Origin of the sequence: Succinivibrio faecicola (assembly GCF_019448115.1) — a bacterium.
Lineage (GTDB): Bacteria > Pseudomonadota > Gammaproteobacteria > Enterobacterales > Succinivibrionaceae > Succinivibrio > Succinivibrio faecicola.
Window position 1 is genome coordinate 1 of record NZ_JAGFNY010000034.1, and the last position, 21106, is coordinate 21106.

Below are 21106 nucleotides of genomic sequence, written 5' to 3' on the forward strand. Positions count from 1 at the left end.
ACCCGTAGCTCAGCTGGATAGAGTAATCGGCTACGAACCGATCGGTCAGGAGTTCGAATCTCTTCGGGTGCGCCACTTAATCAATCCTTTGTAAAGTAAACACATACATTGACTTGTCTTGCACTGTATTCCTTGGATAAGTAAAAAGCAGATCTTTCTTAAAAATTATTGTTTAATATTATCAATGCCAAAGTAATATGGTTTAAAATATCTATTCTGAACAAAAAATAAATTTTATACAGATATGGCTGAAAAGAAGAACTACAGACAAGATCAGGAAATTCTTAATACTTTAAAGGAAATGCCAAAGAATGAAGAGGCTGAACGTAACTTTTTAGGCGCTCTTTTGACTGATGGTAAACTTCTTGAAAAGGTAAGAGAAAATGTCGGCATGCTCGACAGTAAGGATTTCTTTTCTGAAAAGCATCGCATTATATATGAGCAGATCTTAAAAAGAGCTGCTACAACTGATGATTTCAATCCGTTAGTTTTAAGTGCTGAATTAGAAACAGCTGGTACTCTTGATAAAGCTGGCGGAGCTCCTTATATAGCTTCATTGCAGGATATTACATCTCCAGTTGCAGCCATCGCTGAATATGCAAAGATTATCAGAGATACAGCCAGAAGAAGAAGGCTTATAACTGTATGTCAGCATATTGAAAAAATCTGTTATCTTCCAGAGAGCCGTTCTGTAGAAGACATTTATGACGAAGCTCAAGGCCTTGTTTATGAGGTATCAGAAGCAAGAAATGCAGGTCAGAATTCTGGTCCTAAACAGATGACTGAAGTTGCTATTGAACTTATTGAGCAGATCAAGTCAGACATGAATTCAAACAAGCAGATGCATGGTGTTGCAACTGGCTTTAGAGAGCTTGATGAGCTTACATCAGGACTGAGAGGTGGCACACTCAATATTATTGCAGCACGTCCTGGTGTTGGTAAAACTTCTTTTGCCATGAACATTGTTGCTAATATTGCAATGGATCTGAATGAAACAAGACCAGCTCTTGTATTCTCCCTTGAAATGCCTGCAAAAGAAATTGCAACCCGTATGTTATCAAGCTTTGGTAGAGTATCAGGCAAAGATCTTGTTTCAGGTAAAGCCTCTGCAGATCAGTGGCACAGAATTATTCAGAAAGTAAGACTGTTGACAAGAAAAGATGAAAGCAATCAGGATAGATCAATGCTTTACATTGATGATACTTCTGATATTGCACTAACCCCATTGGAGTTACGTTCAAGAGCAAGAAAGATTGCACTTGATAACGGTGGACTGTCTGTAATCATGGTTGACTATATTCAGCTTATGAAATCACAGACAAAGCTTGAAAACCGTGCTCAGGAAGTAGGTGAAATCTCTCGTTCATTAAAACAGTTATCAAAAGAGCTTGATGTACCAATTCTTGCTCTTGCCCAGTTAAATCGTGAAGTGGAAGGCCGTAAGGATCACCGCCCAATGAATTCTGATCTTCGTGAATCAGGATCTCTTGAGCAGGATGCCGACATGATTATGTTCATTCACCGTGATGACGTATATAAAGCAGGAAATGACGGTGATGGAAAGGCTACTCTAATTGTAAGTAAGAACAGAAACGGTTCAACAAAAGATATTGAACTTCAGTTCCAGGGTGCCTACACAACCTTCTATAACAAAGATGAAGCGTCAAGTTATCAGGACGATATTCCTCTTCCTGATAATGTACCATATCAATAAAAAGGATAATAAGAAATGCAATGCGTAACAGCATTTATAAACAAACAGGCATTAATAGATAATATAAAAGTAATTAAAGCAAAGGTTCCAAATTCAAAAATAATAGCGGTTGTTAAAGCAAATGCCTATGGACACGGGCTTATTGCAGTTGCTGATGCACTTAAAGAAAGAGTTGATGCATATGCTGTATCTAGAATTTCTGAGGCAATGGAATTACGCAGGCATGGAATTGAAAAGCAACCTATTGTGTTACTTGAAGGCTTTTACAACGATGAAGATCTAGCCTATATTTCTAAATTCAATTTATTTACTGCAGTTCATGATGAAGAGCAAGTAGAGGCTATTGAAAGGGTGAAACTGGCAAAGCCTATTCACGCATGGCTGAAAATAGATGTAGGAATGCATCGCTTAGGCTCTCATGATAAAGCAGAGATATTCAGATTAAAGGAACGTCTTGAGAAATCTCCAAACGTTATAAAACCAATAGGTCTTATATCTCATCTATCTGTTGCAGATACTCCATCACATGTTGAATACAACAAAGAGCAGATTGAATTTTTCAATGATATTGCAAAGGAATTTGATGGAGATAAATGTCTGGCAAATTCCGCAGGAATATGCAGATGGCCAGAATCTCACACTCAGTGGGTAAGACCAGGCATTATTATGTACGGTATTTCTCCATTTGATGATGAAGATGCAAAGAGTCTTGGTCTAAAACCTGTTATGACTCTTAAAAGCCGTATACTAGCAACACATAAGATCAAAAAAGGTGATAAGGTTGGTTATGGCGCCTACTATGTTGCAGATAAAGATACAACAATAGGTATTGTGGCAATAGGTTATGGTGATGGCTATCCAAGAAGTGCTCCAAATGGTACACCTGTACTAGTAAATGGAAGAATCGTTCCTACAGCAGGTCATGTTTGCATGGATATGCTTTTTGTTGATCTTGGTGAAAATGCAACTGATAAGGTTGGCGATGAAGTTGTTTTATGGGGTGATGGTTTACCTGTAGAGAAAATAGCATCTTTATGCAATACCATTCCTTATGAATTAACCTGCCACATTATGCCAAGAGTAAATGTGGAATTCTCATAGATTAAAAAAGGAGGCATTAGCCTCCTTCCTACAAAAAATCTACCTATCTGAAATATGTTTTTTTATCTTTCTGTTCTGAAGAAAAACACAGATAAGCATTAAAGAAACTCCCAAATAAAAAGAAAAATTAAGCTCCTTATTTTCATTAAAAAGGATCATAGCAATTAAAATTGCATATACAGGTTCTAGATTGAATGTTAAAGATATAGTGAAAGCAGACAGTTTTTCTGACAGCTGAACAACTAGAAGATACAAAAGAACGGTAAATACAGTTGCAAGCAGTACAAGATAGAATATATCAAGTTTTCTAAATTCAATTGGTTCATCATTCAAAACAAGATATGGCACTGCACATATAAGCATAAACACAAAACCACCAAACATTTGGTAATTTACAAAAGTATAAGGATCTTTTTTGTAACTGAATTTTTTGTTGAATACTGCAAAAAGTGAAGAAAACAAACTGCTTACAAGCCCTACAGCAATGCCTATTCTGAATTTTGTATCGAAGTTGAAAATAAGGAAAAGTCCTAATACAGATAAAAGCGTATAAACGAAATTTGATTTGTCAAAACGAGTTTTTATGATAAGTGGCTCAAGAACAGCAGTAAAGAAACCAGTTGTTGCAAGAGTGACTGTTCCTATAGATATATTGGATAGTTTTATAGATAAGTAAAACAGTACAAGGTGTGTTGCAAGAATAGCACCTGTAATTATGCCGTGTATTTTATGTCTTACAGGAAATTTCTTGAGTTTATGCATTGCTTTCAATATAAAGTAGATAAAGGTTGCTGCAATTGAAAATCTTATAAATACAAGAATAAATGCATCATAACTGATGAGTCTTCCAAAAACACCAGTAAAACCTGCTAACAAAACAGCAAAATGCAGTTTTAAAAATAATTGCAACATAACCCACCATATAAAAAAAAGAGCCAGGAGGGCTCTTTTTTGAAAGCTAATAATTCAGGGAATTATTTTTTTACAATTCTCATTGAAAGGTCAAGAGCTCTTACATTCTTGGTTAAAGCTCCTACAGAGATAAAGTCTACGCCTGTAGCTGCAAATTTGCCAATTGTATCAATGTTTACGTTGCCTGAAATTTCAAGTTTAGCCTGTTTGTTGGTGATCTTTACAGCTTCTATCATCATGTTGTACTCAAAGTTGTCAAGCATAATGATATCTGCTTTTGCATCAAGAGCCTGGTGCAGTTCATCAAGGTTTTCAACCTCAACCTCAACTTTAAGATCTGGTCTTAGCTTACGAGCTCTTTCCACTGCATTAGCGATACCGCCAGAAGCCATGATATGGTTTTCCTTGATAAGGAACATATCAAAAAGACCGATTCTGTGGTTATGACCACCGCCGCATACAACAGCATACTTAAGAGCTGTTCTCAGGCATGGAAGAGTCTTTCTTGTATCAAGAAGGCGGCATGAAGTTCCTTCCATAGCTTTTACATACTGTGATACAAGTGTTGCTGTTCCTGAGAGAGTCTGAACAAAGTTCAGAGTTGTTCTTTCAGCGGTTAATAGAATTCTTGCTTTTCCTTTAACTTTGAATAGCTGAGTGCCAGGTTCAATAGCATCACCATCTGCAACAAACCAGGTAATTTCAGTGTCACCACCTAGCTGTCTGTATACTTCCTCAACCCATTCTTTACCGCAGAAAATACCAGATTCACGGGTGATAATGATTGCCTCGTCGCACTCATCTTCGTCGATAAGTTGACTTGTAACATCAAATTTAGGATCGAGGACTCCGCCTAAATCTTCAGTTAAAGCCATCTTTACTGTTGTTTTGATATCATCCTGTAACATAACTGTGTCCTATAAATATCGCAATATCAGTTATTTTAACACATAATTGAAAATATATCTTTTCATAGAAACTTGATATTAATCAGTGTGATAAACAAAATTTTCTTATTGCTTGAGCTTTGTCTATCATCAAATATATTAATTTTCTTAAAATTGCTAAAAAATACAGTCTCACATATAAGGAGAAAAAATGGATAATTTTGTTTTCTATGCGCCAACACTGTTTTCCTTTGGAAAGGATACTGAAAAAGATACTGGCAAATATGTAAAACTGTTTGGTGGCAAAAGAGTTCTTATTCACTTTGGTGGCGGATCAGTGATAAAAAGTGGTCTATTAAATAGAGTGAAAAAGTCATTGGATGAGTATGGAATTTATTATGTTGAACTTGGAGGAGTTCGTCCAAATCCTCGCAGTTCTCTTGTCTATGATGGAATAGAACTTTGCAGAAAAGAGAATATTGATTTTGTTCTTGCAGTAGGTGGCGGAAGTTCGATAGATTCGGCAAAGGCAATTGCAGCAGGTGCTGTTTATGAGGGAGATTTCTGGGATTTTTATGAAAAGGGCATTGAAGTACAACATGCTCTTCCTATTGGTACTGTTCTGACAATTTCTGCCGCTGGATCTGAAGGTTCTCCTGATTCAGTGATAACAAAAGAAGAAGGTATGTTTAAAAGAGGAGCTTCAGGAGATGCAATTAGACCTAAATTCTCTATTCTAAATCCTGCACTGACTCAGACTCTGCCTGCTTATCAGACAGCTTGTGGAATAACAGATATCATGGCACATCTGTATGAAAGATATCTTACTAATACAACAGAAGTTGAAACTACAGACAGAATGATAGAGGCTTTACTTTTAGCCATGATTCACGAAGGTCCAAGAGTAATTGCTGATCCTGATAATTATCAGGCAAGAGCAAACATAATGTGGGCTGGTATGCAGGCTCACAACAACTCATGTGGTGTCGGTAGATCTCAGGATTGGACAAGTCATGATATTGAACATGAACTGTCAGCTTTATATGACTGCACCCATGGTGCTGGTCTTGCTGTGGTTATGCCTGCTGTATTTACCTATAACCTGAAACACGATGTTATGAGATTCGCAAAGATTGCTCATAGGGTTTGGGGCTGTCACATGGATTTTGAAAATCCAGAAAGAACAGCAAAAGATGGAATAAAAGCTCTTTCAAACTTCTTAGAATCAATCGGAATGCCAAAGAATTTTGCACAGCTTGGTGCAAAGCAAGAAGATATTGAGCATATGGCTCACAGTGCATGCTTCGGTGCTGGCAGAAATGGAACAATAGGTGGTTTTGTTTCATTAAATCAAAAGGATGTTGAAAATATCTACAAACTAATGATCTAGTCATATATGTTCAGTATAAACAGCTAAAATTTTCAATACCGGATTTTACTGATTCGGTATTGCTTTTTACATCGCTTTTTTTCAAATCTCAAAAAGAGTTTTTATTTTGAAATTTCTTTTAAGGCGGCAAACCTTTGTCTTGAAAAAACTCTTAATCAAAGCGATTTTATTGTTACTTTTATTTTTATATTTGTTATAATTTTCACTTAATTTTGCAAAAATGAGATTTAAATCGTGTTAGAAACTATTTCTGTCAAAGATCATGTAGCTCAGTTAAGAGATCGAGCAGATGCTCTTAGGGGGTATCTTTGACCTTCAGTCAAAGCAGGAGAGGCTTGAAGAAGTTAACGGCCTTCTGGAAGATCCCAAATTATGGGATGATCCTGCTAAAGCTCAGGAACTAGGAAAAGAAAGACAGACTCTCACCGCTGTAGTTTCACGTTTCAAAGATCTCTATCAGGGGCTGGATGATGTCCTTACTCTTGATGAGATGGCACGTGAAGAGAATTCAGATGAGCTTACAGCTGAAACTGTAAATGAAGTTGAACGTCTTGAAGGCGAGCTTGTAAAGCTTGAGCTTGAAAGAATGTTCTCCGGTCCTAATGACAACGATCCTTGTTATATGGATATTCAGTCAGGCTCTGGTGGTACAGAAGCTCAGGACTGGGCTGAAATGGTGATGCGTATGTACCTGAAGTTCGGTGAGAAACATGGATTCAAGGTTACAGTCGAGGAACTTTCTGAAGGTGAGGTTGCAGGTATCAAATCAGCAACTCTGCGCTTTGAAGGTGACCATGCCTACGGATATTTCAGAACTGAGACAGGAGTACACCGTTTAGTCAGAAAATCTCCTTTTGACTCAAACAACCGCAGACATACATCATTTTGTTCTGCATATGTTTATCCGGAGATTGATGACAATATTGAAGTTGAAATCAATCCTGCAGATTTAAAGGTTGATGTATACAGATCGTCAGGTGCTGGCGGTCAGCATGTTAATAAAACTGAATCTGCTGTACGTATTACCCACGTACCGACTGGTATTGTTGTGTCCTGTCAGAATGAACGTTCTCAGTTCCAGAACCGCGACCAGGCGATGAAACAGTTAAGAGCAAGATTATATACATTAGAGCTTGAAAAACGTCAGAGTATTCAAAAGGAAATTGAGGATAGCAAGTCTGATATCGGATGGGGATCTCAGATCCGTTCTTACGTACTTGATGATGCTCGAATTAAAGATTTACGTACAGGTGTTGAATGCCGTGACACAAGCAAAGTGCTTAACGGTGATCTAGACCAGTTTATCGAAGCTAGTTTAAAGTCCGGACTTTAAACAATTAAATTAGGAAAAAATGAAGATGGCACAGGAAAACATTGGCAGTGCAGAAAATTTAAACAATGTGATGCAGGAGCGCCGTAGCAAATTAGAGCTCTTACGTCAGAACGGTCAGGCTTATCCTAACGACTTCCGTCGCGATGCATTATCTAAAGATATCATCGCCGCTTGTGCAGACAAGGATAACGAGACTCTAGAAAGCGAGAAAAACACCTATACCATCGCTGGCCGTGTTATGACACGCCGTATTATGGGTAAAGCTTCATTTGCAACCTTACAGGATATGGGTGGCCGTATTCAGATTTATGTTGCAAGAGATAACTTACCTGAGGGTGTATATCAGGATGTTTTTAAGAAACTTGATTTAGGCGATATTATCGGTGTTACCGGTTATGCTTTCAAAACCAAGACCGGCGAATTGTCACTACATGTAAGTGCATTAAGACTGTTAGTTAAGTCTCTTCGTCCTCTTCCAGAAAAATTCCATGGTTTAACTGATCAGGAAGCTCGCTGCCGTCAGAGATACGTTGATCTGATTGCAAATGAGGAATCACGTCGTACATTCGAGATCCGCACCAAGGTTGTATCATTCATCCGTAAGTATATGAACGAGCATGCATTTATGGAAGTTGAGACTCCAATGATGCACGTTATTCCTGGTGGCGCTAATGCAAAACCATTCATTACTCATCACAATGCTTTAGATATGGATATGTACTTAAGAATCGCTCCTGAGTTATATCTAAAGAGACTTGTTGTTGGTGGTTTTGAGCGCGTATATGAAATCAACCGTAACTTCAGAAACGAAGGTATCGATGTTCGCCACAATCCTGAATTCACCATGATGGAATTCTATATGGCATATCAGGACTACCATGACCTTATCGACTTTACAGAAGATCTGTACAAGAAGATGTCATTAGAGGTTTTAGGTACCACCAAGATCCATTATGGCAAGGAAGGTGAGCCTGGTTTAGACATTGATTTCTCAAAGCCATTTGACAGATTAACAATGAAAGAATCAATTGTTAAGTATGGCAATGGTATCACAATGGAAGATCTAGCTGATGAGAATAAGGCTCGTGAGCTGTGCAAGAAACATCACATTGAGTTAATGGATGGCTGGACTTTAGGTCATTACATTACCGCTTTATTTGATGAACTTGTAGAGGCAAATCTTCAGCAGCCTACATTCATTACCTCATATCCTGCAGTAGTATCTCCACTTGCAAGAAGAACTGATGGTGATGAAGAGTTTACAGATCGTTTCGAGTTCTTTATCGGTGGTCGCGAGATCGGTAACGGTTTCTCAGAGCTGAACGATCCTGATGATCAGGCTGGTCGTTTCCGTCAGCAGGCTGAAGCTAAGAAGCATGGCGATGATGAAGCTATGTACTATGATGAGGACTATATCAATGCAATGCAGTATGGTCTTCCTCCAACCGCTGGTGAAGGTATCGGTATTGACAGAACTGTAATGTTATTTACAAACAGTCACACAATTCGTGATGTTATTTTATTCCCAACATTAAGACGTAATTAGTAATTACTAAGGTGAGCAAAATGAAAAAGTACCAAGGTTCAATGGTAGCGCTAATAACTCCTTTCTCAAACGGTAAGGTTGATTTCGCTGCTCTTGAGAAAATGGTAGAGTTCCAGATTCAGAATGGAACTACCTGTCTTGTTGTAACAGGTACAACAGGTGAATGTCCAACATTAACTAATGAAGAGCACATCGAAGTAATCAAACGTTCAGTTGAAGTTGCTAATGGCCGTGTTCCAGTTATGGCAGGTGCAGGTTCAAACAATCCTGTAGAGGCTATTGCATTATCTAATGCTGCAAAAGAAGTTGGAGCTGACAGCCTTTTACACAATGCTGGCTACTATAACCGTCCAAATCAGGAAGGTTTATATGCTCACTTCAAGATGGTTCATGACAACACAGATTTACCAATCTTTATTTACAACGTACCAGGCCGTACTGTTGTAAATATCTCTTCTGAGACTGTTGCAAAACTGTCAAAGTTAGAGAGAGTAGTTGGTATTAAGGATGCAACTGGTAACCTTGAGAGACCATGGCTTGAGCGCAATATGATTGATAAGCCATTTATCTTCTTATCAGGTGAAGATTCAACTGCTGTATCATTCAATGTTGCAGGCGGTGTTGGTGTTATCTCTGTTACTGCTAACGTTGCTCCTGCATTAGTAGCCAAGGTTCAGAATCTGACTTTAGAGAAGAAGTGGGAAGAAGCCGCAGAGCATCAGCTTAAGTTAATGAAGCTTCATAAGTTAATGTTCAAGGAGCCAAGTCCAGCTCCTGCTAAGTATGCAGCATCATTATTAGGCTTATGCAAAGAAGATGTTCGTTTACCAATTCTTCCTGTTTCTGATTCATTAAGAGCAGAAATCAAGGCAGAAATGCAGAAACTTGAGCTTATTTAATGACAGATATTCAAGATTCAAAGAATACAACTCAAGAGCAGGCAGTACAGCACAGAATTAAATCCTTTGTTGTAAGAGCAGGCCGTATGACTGAGGGGCAGATAAGAGCAATAGAAACTCTTGGTCCTCGTTTTATGGTTAATGTAGAAGATTTGCAGCCACTTGATCTGGATGCAATCTTCGGTCGTTCTGCTCCTGTAGTTGTAGAAATCGGATTTGGCATGGGTGTTTCTTTTGTTCAGATGGCAAAGGATAACCCTGATTGTAATTATCTAGGAATCGAAGTTCATCCTCCAGGGGTTGGCTCTTGCCTTAAGCTTATTGATGAAAATCAGCTGACAAATGTAAGAATCATTCAGCATGATGCTTTTGATGTAATCACTAAGTGCTTAAAACCAGAGAGTGTGGATATTCTTCAGATATTTTTCCCTGATCCATGGCCTAAAAAGAGACATGTAAAACGTCGTCTGATAAACGATGAATTTGTACAGCTGGTAAGACCTCTGTTCAAACATGGTGGTCAGTTCAGAATGGCAACTGATTGGGAAGATTATGCAAATCAGATGCTTGATGTTATGACTAGGGCAGAAGGTTATACAAATACCTCTTTGGATGGAACATTTATTCCACGCCCTGAGTATAGACCAGTCACCAAATTTGAATCACGTGGTCAGCGATTAGGTCACGGTGTTTGGGATTTGGTGTTCAAGCGTGACTGATAAGTTAGAAGAAAGAAAAACAGGCCTTCGCGAATACGTTCGCGAATGCCTCAAATTAGATAATCCAGAGCTAGTATCACTAAATGGCGATGCTAGCTTTAGACGATACTTCAAAATACCATCTACACAGTTTATTGCTGTAGATTCTCCTCCTGATACTCAAAAGAATAAAGAGTTCGTATCTATTGATAAAGCCTTATACGCATCTGGTGTAAGAGTTCCTTCCATACATTTTATGGATCTGGAAAAAGGTTATTTCATTATCGAAGATCTTGGAAATGTAACTTTTGCGGATGTAAGTGTGAAGAACACAAAGCAATGGTATAAAAAAGCTATTGATGTTCTTAGTGATATTCTTCCTGTCAAAAGAGATGATGAAGTTCAGTTTGATGAACAGTTCATCAGATTTGAACTTTCTTTATTTGAAACATGGATGCTAAACAAGGGACTTAATGTAACATTAGATGCTCTGGAAAAATCTGTTCTTGAAGAGGCATACGATGAACTTGTAAAAGTATGTCTGTCACAGCAACAGTGTTCAATGCACAGAGACTATCACAGCAGAAATCTGATGGTACGTGATAATGAATTGTACGTGATTGATTTTCAGGACATGGTAAGAGGTCCTATAACTTATGATTTAGCCTCTTTACTGTATGATTGCTATGTTGATTTAGCTCCAGGTCTAATTGATTCATTAAGTGCTTATGCATACAACTTATTTACTGATAAGGGAATTATTAAAAATGTTCCTTATGAGGTATTTGTACAGAATATGCGCTTAACGTCGTTGCAGCGACACATAAAGGTTTTAGGCATTTTTGTAAGACTGTCTGTTCGTGATGGAAAAGATGGTTATCTTAAAGATCTGCCAAGAGTCATAAATTACGTCTTAAAAGAGTGCGATATCAGTCCTAAATTTAGTAAACTAAAAGCTTTGATACAGAAGTATGTTGTAGGTAAATACTAAAATGAAAGCCATGATTTTAGCTGCAGGCCGAGGAGAAAGACTTCGACCTATAACCGATACAATTCCAAAGCCATTAGTTGAAGTAGGACAGATCCCATTACTTGTTCATCATATTAACAAGCTAAAAAAGGCAGGAATTACAGATATTCTTGTTAATTCAGCACATCTGTCTGAAAAGATAGTATCTTATCTTAAAGATGGATCTTCATTTGGTGTAAATATCACTCATTCAGTTGAAGGTCCAGGAGGTCTTGAGACTGCAGGTGGAATTATTAATGCCCTGTCCTTTTTTGAAGGTCAGGATTTTCTTGTTGTGAATGGTGATACCTTCATTGATGCTGATTATTCCCAGTTTTTAGTTCCAGTCAAGGATGATACTTGTGCACACCTTTTTCTGACAGAGAACCCAAAGCATAACCAGAAAGGAGATTTTGATCTTCTTGAAAATGGTGAATGCACAAAAGGTTCAATGTATACGTTCTCTGGTGCCGCAAGATACCAGTCATCTGCTTTTGAAGGATATGAAGTTAGCAAGCTTAAACTGTCTGTTCTTTTTGAAAAGTGGTCAAAAGAGCATAAAATGAAAGGTCAGCTTTTAAAAGGAAGATGGTTTGATGTAGGTACTATTGAGCGTCTTGAAGAAGTAAATACATACTACAAAGAGAACTGTGATGTCTGATAAGGATACAAGCAAAGATCTTTTATTAAAAACTAGTGATCCAAAGCCACCAGTAAAACCTAAAAGAGATTTTAAAGGTATTTTTGTTGGTTTTGGTATCGGCATTTTTCTTGCTGTAATAACTCATTATTTTGTATTTATTCCAATTGTAGCAATAGTTGGTTTTCTTCTTGTAGATAGAGTTGTTTACAGGAACTCATTAAAAATATATGAAGAAAAGCTCTTGGCCTATAATGCTTATCTTGCATCTATAGAAGAAGAGGAAAGGCAAAAAGAGCAGAAAAAAGAGCAGAGAAAAATTAAGGCTGCTCAGAAAAAGAATCGAGAAGATAAGGCTTCTTTATACGAGAATATCTACACTGTAGCAGGTTACGTTCTTGCTAATGTTTCAGATCTGAATGTATATATTCAGAATGCTGAAGATGTGATAGCTCACTTTAAGGCAACAGAAGAGGAAAGAACAGTTGCTGTTGAGGCTTTTAACAGAGCATTGGATCCTGCTTTTAATGTAAGTAACTACGTAGAAAGTTATGTTGCATATGTAGGAAAGAACAGAGACTATATAAACTGCGTTCTTACTTATGCATACATCATAGCTTCAGATGGCGAAACTATTGACCCTGAGGTAAAACCAAGACTATTTGAGCTTGGTAAGCAAATGGGGGCATCAGCAGCATCGTTAAAGAGACTGTTCAGTTCAAATGGTGCTGAAGCTAGATTTGCAAGAATGTATGATAAAGAGGATCTGTCTTCTTCAACTGATGTCAGCGTAGATGTTAATGAGTCATCTGAGGCAAAAGGTTCTGGCAATAAGCAAAAGACAGAGAATCCATACAAGAAAGGCAGAAGCAAGATAGATGAGGCTCTTGAGATCCTTGATCTTACAAGAAATGCAACTTTTGAAGAAATAAAAAGAGCATATAAGAAACTTATGCTCAAGTATCATCCAGACAGACTTGCATCACAGGGACTGCCTGAAGATATGATTGCAATTTATACAGAGAAGGCAAAAGCAGTTCAGGTTGCTTTTGCATTCCTAGAAAAAGAATATAAAGATTTCGTTTAGGTATATAGATGGATTTATATATTGGAAGAATTGTTGGTTTTATCATAGGTTTTTTCTTTTTTGGGGGACCTATAACAGGTATTATCGGAGCTGGTATAGGTTACATACTTGTCGATAAGGATAAAATCAAGAAAGCTAAGAGCAGAGAACAGGCTCAAAGAGCATTTACAGATGCATCCTATAACCTGTCATTGGTGGATATAACATTTTCCATGATGGGGTATGTTGCAAGAGGCGCAGGCAGAATCAATCAGGATCATATTCAGTTTGCTAACAATATCATGGATATGATGCAGTTGACTGAAGAAGCAAGATCTGTTGCAAGAACTTCATTTTCAAAAGGAAAATCTGAAGACTATAATCTTACAGAAACAATTTCGCAGCTTCACTCATTAGTTGGAAATAATTCATCATTCATTGAATACATAATAGAGATTCAGATTCAGGTTGCTGTTTCTGATGGATATCTAGATGATGAGGAGCTTCGCCGTTTAACACGCATTGGCTCAATGCTTGGTATATCTGAATTATCCTTACAGCGTTTAATCTATATTCGTTATGCTGAAGTCAAGATGAAGAAAGGATATACTTCTGGCAGTTCCTACCGTGGCAGTGAAGATAGATACTCACATAATCACTACGAATCAGGTTCAAATCAGAACAGCTCAACTTATAATTCTTCATCATCAGCATTGAGTGCTGCCTATGAGGTATTGGGCATAAGTGAAAGTGCGACCGATGAGGAAGTAAAAAAAGCACATAAAAAGCTTATGCTTAAATATCATCCTGACAGGTTGGCATCATCAGGCTTAACACAGGAAATGATTCGACTTTATACAGAGAAAGCAAAAGATATTCAGGCTGCTTTTGACATGATTAAAAAAGCACGAGGAATATAGATTATTCTCTGCAAAGGAAATCTGGAAAAGACTTGAATTCCAGTCTTTCACATGTATGAGGATGACTGAATTCAAGACTGAATGCATGCAGACATAATCTTGAAGCTTTGTCAGTATTGGTTTTTCCGTAGAAACGATCGCCTAGTATCGGATGAGATATTTCGTTTAAATGAACTCTTAGCTGATGTGATCTTCCTGTTATTGGGGTAAGCTCAACTAAAGAGCAGTTTTTTGTACAGACGATCTGTTCATTAATAGAAAAATTATCAACTCTTCTGTAAATGGTATGAGATGGTTTACCCTGTTCAAAATCAACAATCTGCAGAGGTCTTCTTTCAAGATCGCATCTTATAGGAAGCGTAACATCACCTCTTTCATCTATAAGTCCTTCTACTAATGCATAGTAAAGCTTAAGAACTGTTTTTGCTTCAAACTGTCTGCAAAGATTTGAAGTAGCCTCTTTATTTAAAGCAACAACCATAAGACCTGAAGTATCCATATCAAGTCTGTGTACAGCAGCGCAGTCCCTGTGAAGAGTTCTGATCCTTGAAATTACGCTGTCGTAATGACATTCAAGCCTGCCAGGAACAGACAGTAAGCCAGATGGTTTGTTAACTACCATGATGAAATCATCATGGTAGAGAATATCCAGAAAAGGATCTTTTGGAGGATTGTAGATAAAATTATCCACGACTGATTCTATAAACAGTTTTCGTCAAAATTTGAATTTTCATAAACCTTTCGTGCATTCTGTGCAGGTACGTTAAGGCCTAATTCTTCATAGTTTTCAATCATTCTTTCGAGTGCTTTCTTTACATATTTTGTATCAGAGAATGAATAAACAATGGTCTGATAATGGCGAATAGCAGAAATCAGAGCACCCTTTTTCTGATAGAAAGAAGCAATTTCCCATTCACGTCTTGCAATCTGATCCTTTACACCAATAAGTCTGTAGTATGCATCTTTTGCATATGGTGAATCAGGATAGGTTTCAATCAGATCATAAAAGTTTTTGTATGCATCATACAGGTTTTGAGGATCCTTTTGTGCTCTGTCAAAACCTAAAAAATCCTGGAGCATAGTTCCATGAGCCTGAAGATAAGTTAATCCAGACAAATAAAGAACATAGTCTGCATACATTGAGTTTGGATTCAATCTGTTATAACGAGAAATTGCAGCTCTAGCTAAATCAGTTTTATGTGATTTATAGTAAACATAGATCATATCAAGCTGAACCTGATCGGTTAATTCACCGAAAGGATAGCGAGAGTCTAAAGCAGTAAGATAATCTACAGCATTTGAGTAGTCGCCTAAAGATGCATACTGTTTTGCTTTTGCGTGTAGAGCTTCTTGTGACAGATCTGGAATTGCATCCTTTTCGACAATTTCACTTGAGCAACCAGTCAACAGCATTGCAAGCGCAGCAAAAGGAAGCAGAATTTTTTTAGAAAACATCAATATGCCTCATGTTCTGTTTATTGTAATAGTTATCAAATCATCTTCATATGATAACTGATATCAATCTTTTTTTCACAGAGATATCAAAAAAAATGATGTATAAAGAGCAAAAAGAGATATGTTTTGATTTTTTTTTGATATGGCAGTTTGCTTATTAAATCAGACTCTTTTATTAGAGCTATAGGCACTAACGTGTTTTGAGTAATAATTTCACCTGATATATAATAAATTAAGTTTTTTAATCACGGTATCAAAGAGAACATGTCAGAGAAAACCGAATATACTGTAAAGGATGAACATCATGGTAAGCGTCTTGATGCTTTTTTAGCTCAGATGGCCCCTTCCTATTCTAGATCTGCATTAACACAGATGATCAAAGATGGTTTTGTGCAGATTGATGGAAAAGAAGTTACAAAACCAAGCCTAAAATTAAGTTCAGCTCAGATTGTTTCACTTTCAGAGCAACAAAGAGAGGAGCTTGAAAATCAGCCTCAAGACATTCCTCTTGATGTTATTTATGAAGATGAATATCTGATTGTTATAAATAAGCCTGTTGGTCTAGTCGTTCATCCAGGTTCCGGCATTAAGGATGGTACTATCTTAAATGCTATGCTTTATCACTATCCTGAAACAGCAACTCTTGCAAGAGCTGGTATTGTTCATCGTCTTGATAAGGATACATCAGGGTTAATGGTTATTGCCCGTGAGAAGTATGCTCAGATCAAGCTTATAAGAGCTATCTCAAAACATGACGTTGTTCGTGAATATGAGGCTATCTGTCAGGGACTTGTAACTTCCGGTGGTACCGTTGAAGCGTCCATTGGAAGAGATTCATTTAACAGAACCAAAATGGCTGTGGTAAATGATGGATTCGGTCGTGAGGCAATTACACATTATCGTGTAATGGAGCAGTTTAGAGAACACACTTTACTAAAATTAAGACTGGAAACTGGTCGTACACATCAGATCCGTGTTCATATGGCTTCAATAGACAGACCTCTGTTAGGTGATAGCGTATATGGCGGAAGACGATTAAAAATGATGAAAGGTGCCAGTGAAGAACTTACAAATGCTTTAAGAGATTTCAAGCATCAGGCTCTTCATGCAGCTCATATTGAATTTATTCATCCAATAACGGGTGAAGAGATGAGTTTTGATGCACCTTTACCTGATGATTTTAAGTCGCTTATTAAACTTCTTCGAGAGGATGAGCAGGTAAATGGAGAAAAGTTCTAGTATAAAAGAGGTTGATTATCTCCTTGATAATATAACCTGCTGTTATACAACAGTTAATGGTGGCCATTCAAAAGGCAACTTTGCAAGTTTCAATCTTGGGTTGCATGTTAATGATAGTGCCATTGATGTTATCAATAACAGAAAAGAACTTACATCCTATCTGAACAAAAAAATAGTATGGATGAATCAGACTCATTCAAATACTGTTTTATACGTCAACTCATCCGATGCCAAAGCAAATGATGTTTTTTCTGATACAGTTCCGCCACTTGGTGTACAAGCTGACGGTATTGTAACGGATGATAAAAATATTGCACTTGCAGTACTTACAGCAGACTGTCTTCCATTAATTCTTGTTAGTGAAGATAAAAAAATCTGTGCTGCTATTCACTGTGGATGGAGAGGCATTTACTCGGGCATCATTGATAATGCTGTAAAAATCATCCGTGAGAAGAATACTAGTAAGTTATATGCCTTTATAGGCCCCCATATCTCTCAGAACTCTTATGAGGTTGGAGAAGAATTACTTTCAAAGTTTGTATCTGTTCTAGGTGAAGAGGCTAATAAAGCATTCATAAAAAAAGAAGATTCAAAATATCTTTGTTCACTTGAAAAGCTAGTAAGGTTAAATCTGAAAAAACTGTCTGTTTTTAAGATTGAATGCTGCCAAATTGATACCTTTACAGACAAATCATACTATTCTTACAGAAGAAATCCTATAACAGGAAGACTTGCAACAGTTATTTCTCTTTCCTAAAAAATGCAACGTAGTTTGCATTTTCCATAAAGTGATAATCCTTATCACTTTAAATTACAAGAATCGTCCCCATATATTATTTGAACAAAAAATAAACCTTAATTATAAAGGGAGGCGTAAATGCGCTTAGATAGATTTACTGTCAAGTTCCAGGAAGCATTAGCTGATGCTCAGTCTTTAGCTGTTGGACATGACAATCAGTTTATAGAGCCTGTACACGTAATGTCAGCTCTTCTTGCACAAGAAGATGGAGCTGTAAGACCACTTGTAACTTTAGCAGGATCAGATCCTCAGGCATTAAAGATGCTTGTTGACAAGGCTGTTGACAAATTACCCAAGGTTCAAGGCGTTGGTGGTGATTTGCAATTATCTCCTCAGACAGGCAAATTACTAAATCTTTGTGACAAGCTTGCTCAAAAGGGTGGCGATTCATATATTTCATCAGAACTATTTGTTCTTGCTGCAATTGAAGCTGATAGTGAATTAAAGGAAATATTCACTCGTTGCAATCTTACTTTAGAGAAGGTAAATGCCGCTTTAAAGGAGATCCGTGCAGGTCAGAATGTTAATGATGAAAATGCAGAGAACACTCGTGGTGCTTTAAAGAAATACTGTATTGATCTTACAGAACGAGCAGAAAAGGGCAAACTTGATCCTGTAATCGGCCGTGATGATGAAATTCGTAGAACCATGCAGGTTCTGCAGAGAAGAACCAAGAACAATCCTGTTTTAATTGGTGAACCTGGTGTTGGCAAAACTGCAATTGTAGAAGGTCTTGCTCAGCGAATTGTCAAAGGTGAGGTTCCTGAGGGGCTTCGAAACAAGAGAGTTTTATCATTAGATCTTGGTGCACTTATTGCTGGTGCTAAGTATAGAGGTGAGTTTGAAGAACGTCTGAAGGCTGTTCTTAACGATTTATCCAAAGAAGAAGGCAGAATTATTCTGTTTATCGATGAGCTTCATACAATGGTGGGAGCTGGTAAATCAGAAGGTTCTATGGATGCTGGTAATATGCTAAAGCCAGCTTTGGCAAGAGGTGATCTGCACTGCATGGGTGCTACAACTTTAGATGAGTACCGCCAGTATATTGAGAAGGATGCAGCTCTTGAACGCCGTTTCCAGAAAGTATTTGTAGGTGAACCATCAGTTGAGAACACAATTGCTATTCTGCGTGGCTTAAAGGAGCGTTATGAGATCCATCATCATGTACAGATTACTGATCCTGCAATTGTAGCTGCTGCAACACTGTCAAATAGATATATTACTGACAGACAGTTGCCTGATAAGGCTATTGACCTTATCGATGAGGCTGCAGCAAGTATCAGACTGCAGATCGATTCAATGCCAGAACCTTTAGACAAACTTGAAAGACGTCTTATCCAGTTAAAGATGGAACGTCAGACTGTTGCTAAGGAAACAGATGAGGCAAGTAAGAAGCGTCTTGCAGCCATAGATGAAGAAATTGCATCTGGAGAGAAGGAAAAACAGCGTCTTACAGAAATCTGGAAACGCGACAAGATTATTCTTGAAGGTACACAGCAGCTGAAGATTAAACTTGAGAATGCCCGTCATGAATATGATGTTGCAAAGCGTAAAGGCGATCTTGCAAAAATGAGTGAGCTTCAGTACGGCGTTATTCCAAATCTTCAAAAACAGATTGAAGAAGGCGATAAGAACAAGAATGACGAAACTCAGCTTATCAAGAACAAGGTTACTGATACTGAAATTGCTGAGGTTGTATCAAAGGCAACAGGCATTCCTGTAACTAAGATGCTTGAAGGCGAAAGGGCAAAACTCCTAAGAATGGAAGATTCTCTTCACAAGAGAGTAATCGGTCAGGAAGAGGCTGTTCAGGCAATAGCCAATGCTATAAGACGTAGCAGAGCTGGATTGTCAGATCCTAACAGACCAATTGGTTCATTCATGTTCCTAGGTCCAACCGGTGTTGGTAAGACAGAACTGTGTAAGGCTTTAGCTGAATTTCTGTTTGATACAGAAAAGGCAATGGTCAGAATTGATATGTCAGAGTTTATGGAGAAGCACACTGTATCAAGATTAGTTGGTGCGCCTCCAGGATATGTAGGTTATGAGCAGGGCGGATATCTGACAGAGGCCGTTCGTCGTCGACCTTATTCTGTAATTCTGCTAGACGAAATTGAGAAAGCACATCCAGATGTTTTCAATATTCTTCTGCAGGTACTTGATGATGGAAGACTGACAGATGGACAGGGTAGAACCGTTGACTTTAAGAATACAGTAATCATTATGACTTCAAATCTTGGATCAAGCATGATTCAAGAAGAGAATGAGAAGAGTGATTACGATGCAATAAAGTCAAAAATTCTGGCTATTTTAGAGCAGAACTTTAAGCCTGAGTTCTTGAATCGTGTTGATGAAACAGTGGTATTCCATCCATTGAATCATGAAAATATTAAGAGAATTGCAAGAATTCAGCTTGAAACTCTGTCTAACAGACTTAAGAGTGCAGGTTATGATATTACTCTTGGAGATAGTATCTTTGAGAGAGTTGCTACAGTTGGTTTTGATCCTGTATTTGGTGCAAGACCATTACGAAGAGCAATTCAAAATGAAGTTGCTGATCCTTTATCAAAGGTATTACTTGCAGGAAAGATCCCAACCGAGAAGCCATTAATTCTTGAGGCTGATAAGGATGGAAAGTTAAGCTGTAAGCCTAGATAATGCAGAATCTTGCAATATATGGCAGGATTAATATCCTGCCATTTTTTTTTACAACTGAAAAAATGAGCATTAAAGAACAGTTCAATTTAGTGTCAAAGGAATATGATTCAGCAAGAAGAATTTTTATTCCTTGTTTTGATTCTTTTTACGAGAAAACAACAGAATTTCTTGCAACTATAAATTTAAATCCGAAACGAATTTTAGATCTTGGTGCTGGTACTGGTCTTCTCGATGCTTTTTACATAAAGCATTTTCCAAATGCAAAATATCATCTTGTCGATGTTGCAGACAAAATGCTTGAAGTAGCAAAGAAGAGATTTGATAGTCTTGAAAATATTTGCTTTGAGGTAAATGACTATGCTCAGAATTACAGATATAAAGATTTTGACATGGTTATATCGGCTTTATCAATTCATCATTTAGAGGATGAAACAAAGCAAACTCTTTTTGAAAGAATTTATGAAAGTCTTCCAAAAGGCGGAATTTTTGTAAATTACGATCAGTTCTGTTATGACGATAAGGATTTATCTGAAAAGGCAGATTCGTATTGGTGTAGAAAGATAGAAAGCAGCTCTTTGAGCGAAGATGAAATTAAAAAATGGAAAGAACGCTGGAAACTTGATAGAGAGGTCAGTGTAAAACAGGAAATTCAAATGCTCAATAAAGCAGGCTTTAAGAAAGCGGAATGTGTGTTTTATGAGCTTAAATTCGGTGTAATCATTGGATATAAAGATTAATTGAAGATTAATTTGCTAAAAAAATTAAAAAAATGTTTGACAAGAATTAAAAAAAGTCTATAATGCATTTCCGTTGTCACGAACGACAACGAACATTAACCAA

The 21106-nt window shown here is 37.5% G+C and carries 19 protein-coding genes; 15 read left to right on the top strand and 4 right to left on the bottom strand.

The annotated features are described in order from the left end of the window. The first annotated feature begins 244 nt into the window (after positions 1–244). Both dnaB and alr read left to right on the top strand, forming a co-directional pair. Positions 245–1714 (top strand): replicative DNA helicase, encoded by a 1470-nt coding sequence (dnaB, locus tag J5V48_RS08220; protein ID WP_219938100.1) that lies wholly within the window; start codon positions 245–247, stop codon positions 1712–1714. Positions 1715–1729: 15 nt separating this feature from the next. Continuing rightward, on the top strand, positions 1730–2815 hold the full coding sequence (gene alr, locus J5V48_RS08225) for an alanine racemase (protein ID WP_219938101.1): 1086 nt from the start codon (positions 1730–1732) through the stop codon (positions 2813–2815). Positions 2816–2854: 39 nt separating this feature from the next. Here the strand turns inward: alr and J5V48_RS08230 are convergent, their stop codons facing one another. Next, positions 2855–3727: a DMT family transporter gene (locus J5V48_RS08230; protein WP_219938102.1), complete on the bottom strand. Its 873-nt coding sequence runs from the start codon at positions 3725–3727 to the stop codon at positions 2855–2857. 62 nt (positions 3728–3789) lie between these two features. Then, positions 3790–4635, bottom strand: coding sequence for a carboxylating nicotinate-nucleotide diphosphorylase (gene nadC, locus J5V48_RS08235; protein WP_219938103.1), 846 nt, complete (start codon positions 4633–4635; stop codon positions 3790–3792). Between the two features lie 190 nt (positions 4636–4825). On the opposite strand from nadC, the gene J5V48_RS08240 reads away from it, so the two are divergent. The 9 genes from J5V48_RS08240 to djlA all read left to right on the top strand — a co-directional run bounded on the left by J5V48_RS08240 (position 4826) and on the right by djlA (position 14115). Then, positions 4826–6004 carry an iron-containing alcohol dehydrogenase gene (locus tag J5V48_RS08240; protein ID WP_219938104.1) on the top strand — a complete coding sequence of 393 codons (1179 nt, stop codon included), beginning with the start codon at positions 4826–4828 and terminating at the stop codon, positions 6002–6004. Positions 6005–6238: 234 nt separating this feature from the next. Then, positions 6239–7337, top strand: a protein-coding gene (prfB, locus tag J5V48_RS08245) for a peptide chain release factor 2 (protein WP_219938105.1) whose coding sequence is annotated in 2 segments (ribosomal slippage) — positions 6239–6313 and positions 6315–7337 — 1098 coding nt in all. Because the reading frame shifts where the segments join, the coding sequence is not laid out codon by codon here. 25 nt (positions 7338–7362) lie between these two features. Then, complete coding sequence (gene lysS, locus J5V48_RS08250) at positions 7363–8883, top strand: lysine--tRNA ligase (protein WP_219938106.1); 1521 nt, start codon at positions 7363–7365, stop codon at positions 8881–8883. Between the two features lie 20 nt (positions 8884–8903). Continuing rightward, positions 8904–9782, top strand: coding sequence for a 4-hydroxy-tetrahydrodipicolinate synthase (gene dapA / locus J5V48_RS08255; RefSeq protein ID WP_219938107.1), 879 nt, complete (start codon positions 8904–8906; stop codon positions 9780–9782). Then, positions 9782–10501 carry a tRNA (guanosine(46)-N7)-methyltransferase TrmB gene (gene trmB / locus J5V48_RS08260; RefSeq protein ID WP_219938108.1) on the top strand — a complete coding sequence of 240 codons (720 nt, stop codon included), beginning with the start codon at positions 9782–9784 and terminating at the stop codon, positions 10499–10501. Before dapA ends, trmB begins: the two co-directional genes overlap by 1 nt. Then, entirely contained in the window at positions 10494–11471 is a 978-nt protein-coding gene (locus J5V48_RS08265; protein ID WP_219938109.1) for an aminoglycoside phosphotransferase family protein, read from the top strand. Before trmB ends, J5V48_RS08265 begins: the two co-directional genes overlap by 8 nt. Before the next feature lies 1 nt (position 11472). Continuing rightward, positions 11473–12150, top strand: coding sequence for a nucleotidyltransferase family protein (locus J5V48_RS08270; RefSeq protein WP_219938110.1), 678 nt, complete (start codon positions 11473–11475; stop codon positions 12148–12150). Next, a complete protein-coding gene (locus tag J5V48_RS08275; RefSeq protein WP_219938111.1) occupies positions 12143–13216 on the top strand; it encodes a DnaJ domain-containing protein in 1074 nt (357 codons plus the stop codon). Before J5V48_RS08270 ends, J5V48_RS08275 begins: the two co-directional genes overlap by 8 nt. An 8-nt stretch (positions 13217–13224) precedes the next feature. Next, positions 13225–14115 carry a co-chaperone DjlA gene (gene djlA, locus J5V48_RS08280; protein WP_219938112.1) on the top strand — a complete coding sequence of 297 codons (891 nt, stop codon included), beginning with the start codon at positions 13225–13227 and terminating at the stop codon, positions 14113–14115. Position 14116: 1 nt separating this feature from the next. On the opposite strand, the gene J5V48_RS08285 is transcribed toward djlA, so the two are convergent. Beyond that, the gene (locus J5V48_RS08285; RefSeq protein ID WP_331853655.1) at positions 14117–14806 is read right to left on the bottom strand and encodes an RluA family pseudouridine synthase; all 690 of its coding nucleotides are present in this window, start codon (positions 14804–14806) and stop codon (positions 14117–14119) included. 8 nt (positions 14807–14814) lie between these two features. Then, positions 14815–15570: an outer membrane protein assembly factor BamD gene (locus J5V48_RS08290; protein ID WP_219938113.1), complete on the bottom strand. Its 756-nt coding sequence runs from the start codon at positions 15568–15570 to the stop codon at positions 14815–14817. A gap of 264 nt (positions 15571–15834) precedes the next feature. Between J5V48_RS08290 and rluD the strand changes: the two genes are divergently transcribed. The 4 genes from rluD (at position 15835) to J5V48_RS08310 (ending at position 21003) form a co-directional block, all read left to right on the top strand. Continuing rightward, on the top strand, positions 15835–16809 hold the full coding sequence (rluD, locus tag J5V48_RS08295; protein WP_219938114.1) for a 23S rRNA pseudouridine(1911/1915/1917) synthase RluD: 975 nt from the start codon (positions 15835–15837) through the stop codon (positions 16807–16809). Further along, positions 16793–17566, top strand: coding sequence for a peptidoglycan editing factor PgeF (gene pgeF, locus J5V48_RS08300; RefSeq protein ID WP_219938115.1), 774 nt, complete (start codon positions 16793–16795; stop codon positions 17564–17566). The genes rluD and pgeF overlap by 17 nt, the downstream gene beginning before the upstream one ends. A 120-nt stretch (positions 17567–17686) precedes the next feature. Next, positions 17687–20266 (top strand): ATP-dependent chaperone ClpB, encoded by a 2580-nt coding sequence (gene clpB / locus J5V48_RS08305; RefSeq protein ID WP_219938116.1) that lies wholly within the window; start codon positions 17687–17689, stop codon positions 20264–20266. A gap of 62 nt (positions 20267–20328) precedes the next feature. Further along, positions 20329–21003 (top strand): class I SAM-dependent methyltransferase, encoded by a 675-nt coding sequence (locus tag J5V48_RS08310; RefSeq protein WP_219938117.1) that lies wholly within the window; start codon positions 20329–20331, stop codon positions 21001–21003. Positions 21004–21106: the final 103 nt, after the last annotated feature.

Excerpts from the sequence above, each read along its gene's own strand:
- dnaB (WP_219938100.1), top strand. The coding sequence starts at position 245 with ATGGCTGAAAAGAAGAACTACAGACAAGATCAGGAAATTCTTAATACT.
- alr (WP_219938101.1), top strand. The coding sequence starts at position 1,730 with ATGCAATGCGTAACAGCATTTATAAACAAACAGGCATTAATAGATAAT.
- J5V48_RS08230 (WP_219938102.1), bottom strand. The coding sequence starts at position 3,727 with ATGTTGCAATTATTTTTAAAACTGCATTTTGCTGTTTTGTTAGCAGGT.
- nadC (WP_219938103.1), bottom strand. The coding sequence starts at position 4,635 with ATGTTACAGGATGATATCAAAACAACAGTAAAGATGGCTTTAACTGAA.
- J5V48_RS08240 (WP_219938104.1), top strand. The coding sequence starts at position 4,826 with ATGGATAATTTTGTTTTCTATGCGCCAACACTGTTTTCCTTTGGAAAG.
- lysS (WP_219938106.1), top strand. The coding sequence starts at position 7,363 with ATGGCACAGGAAAACATTGGCAGTGCAGAAAATTTAAACAATGTGATG.
- dapA (WP_219938107.1), top strand. The coding sequence starts at position 8,904 with ATGAAAAAGTACCAAGGTTCAATGGTAGCGCTAATAACTCCTTTCTCA.
- trmB (WP_219938108.1), top strand. The coding sequence starts at position 9,782 with ATGACAGATATTCAAGATTCAAAGAATACAACTCAAGAGCAGGCAGTA.
- J5V48_RS08270 (WP_219938110.1), top strand. The coding sequence starts at position 11,473 with ATGAAAGCCATGATTTTAGCTGCAGGCCGAGGAGAAAGACTTCGACCT.
- J5V48_RS08275 (WP_219938111.1), top strand. The coding sequence starts at position 12,143 with ATGTCTGATAAGGATACAAGCAAAGATCTTTTATTAAAAACTAGTGAT.
- djlA (WP_219938112.1), top strand. The coding sequence starts at position 13,225 with ATGGATTTATATATTGGAAGAATTGTTGGTTTTATCATAGGTTTTTTC.
- J5V48_RS08290 (WP_219938113.1), bottom strand. The coding sequence starts at position 15,570 with ATGTTTTCTAAAAAAATTCTGCTTCCTTTTGCTGCGCTTGCAATGCTG.
- rluD (WP_219938114.1), top strand. The coding sequence starts at position 15,835 with ATGTCAGAGAAAACCGAATATACTGTAAAGGATGAACATCATGGTAAG.
- pgeF (WP_219938115.1), top strand. The coding sequence starts at position 16,793 with ATGGAGAAAAGTTCTAGTATAAAAGAGGTTGATTATCTCCTTGATAAT.
- clpB (WP_219938116.1), top strand. The coding sequence starts at position 17,687 with ATGCGCTTAGATAGATTTACTGTCAAGTTCCAGGAAGCATTAGCTGAT.
- J5V48_RS08310 (WP_219938117.1), top strand. The coding sequence starts at position 20,329 with ATGAGCATTAAAGAACAGTTCAATTTAGTGTCAAAGGAATATGATTCA.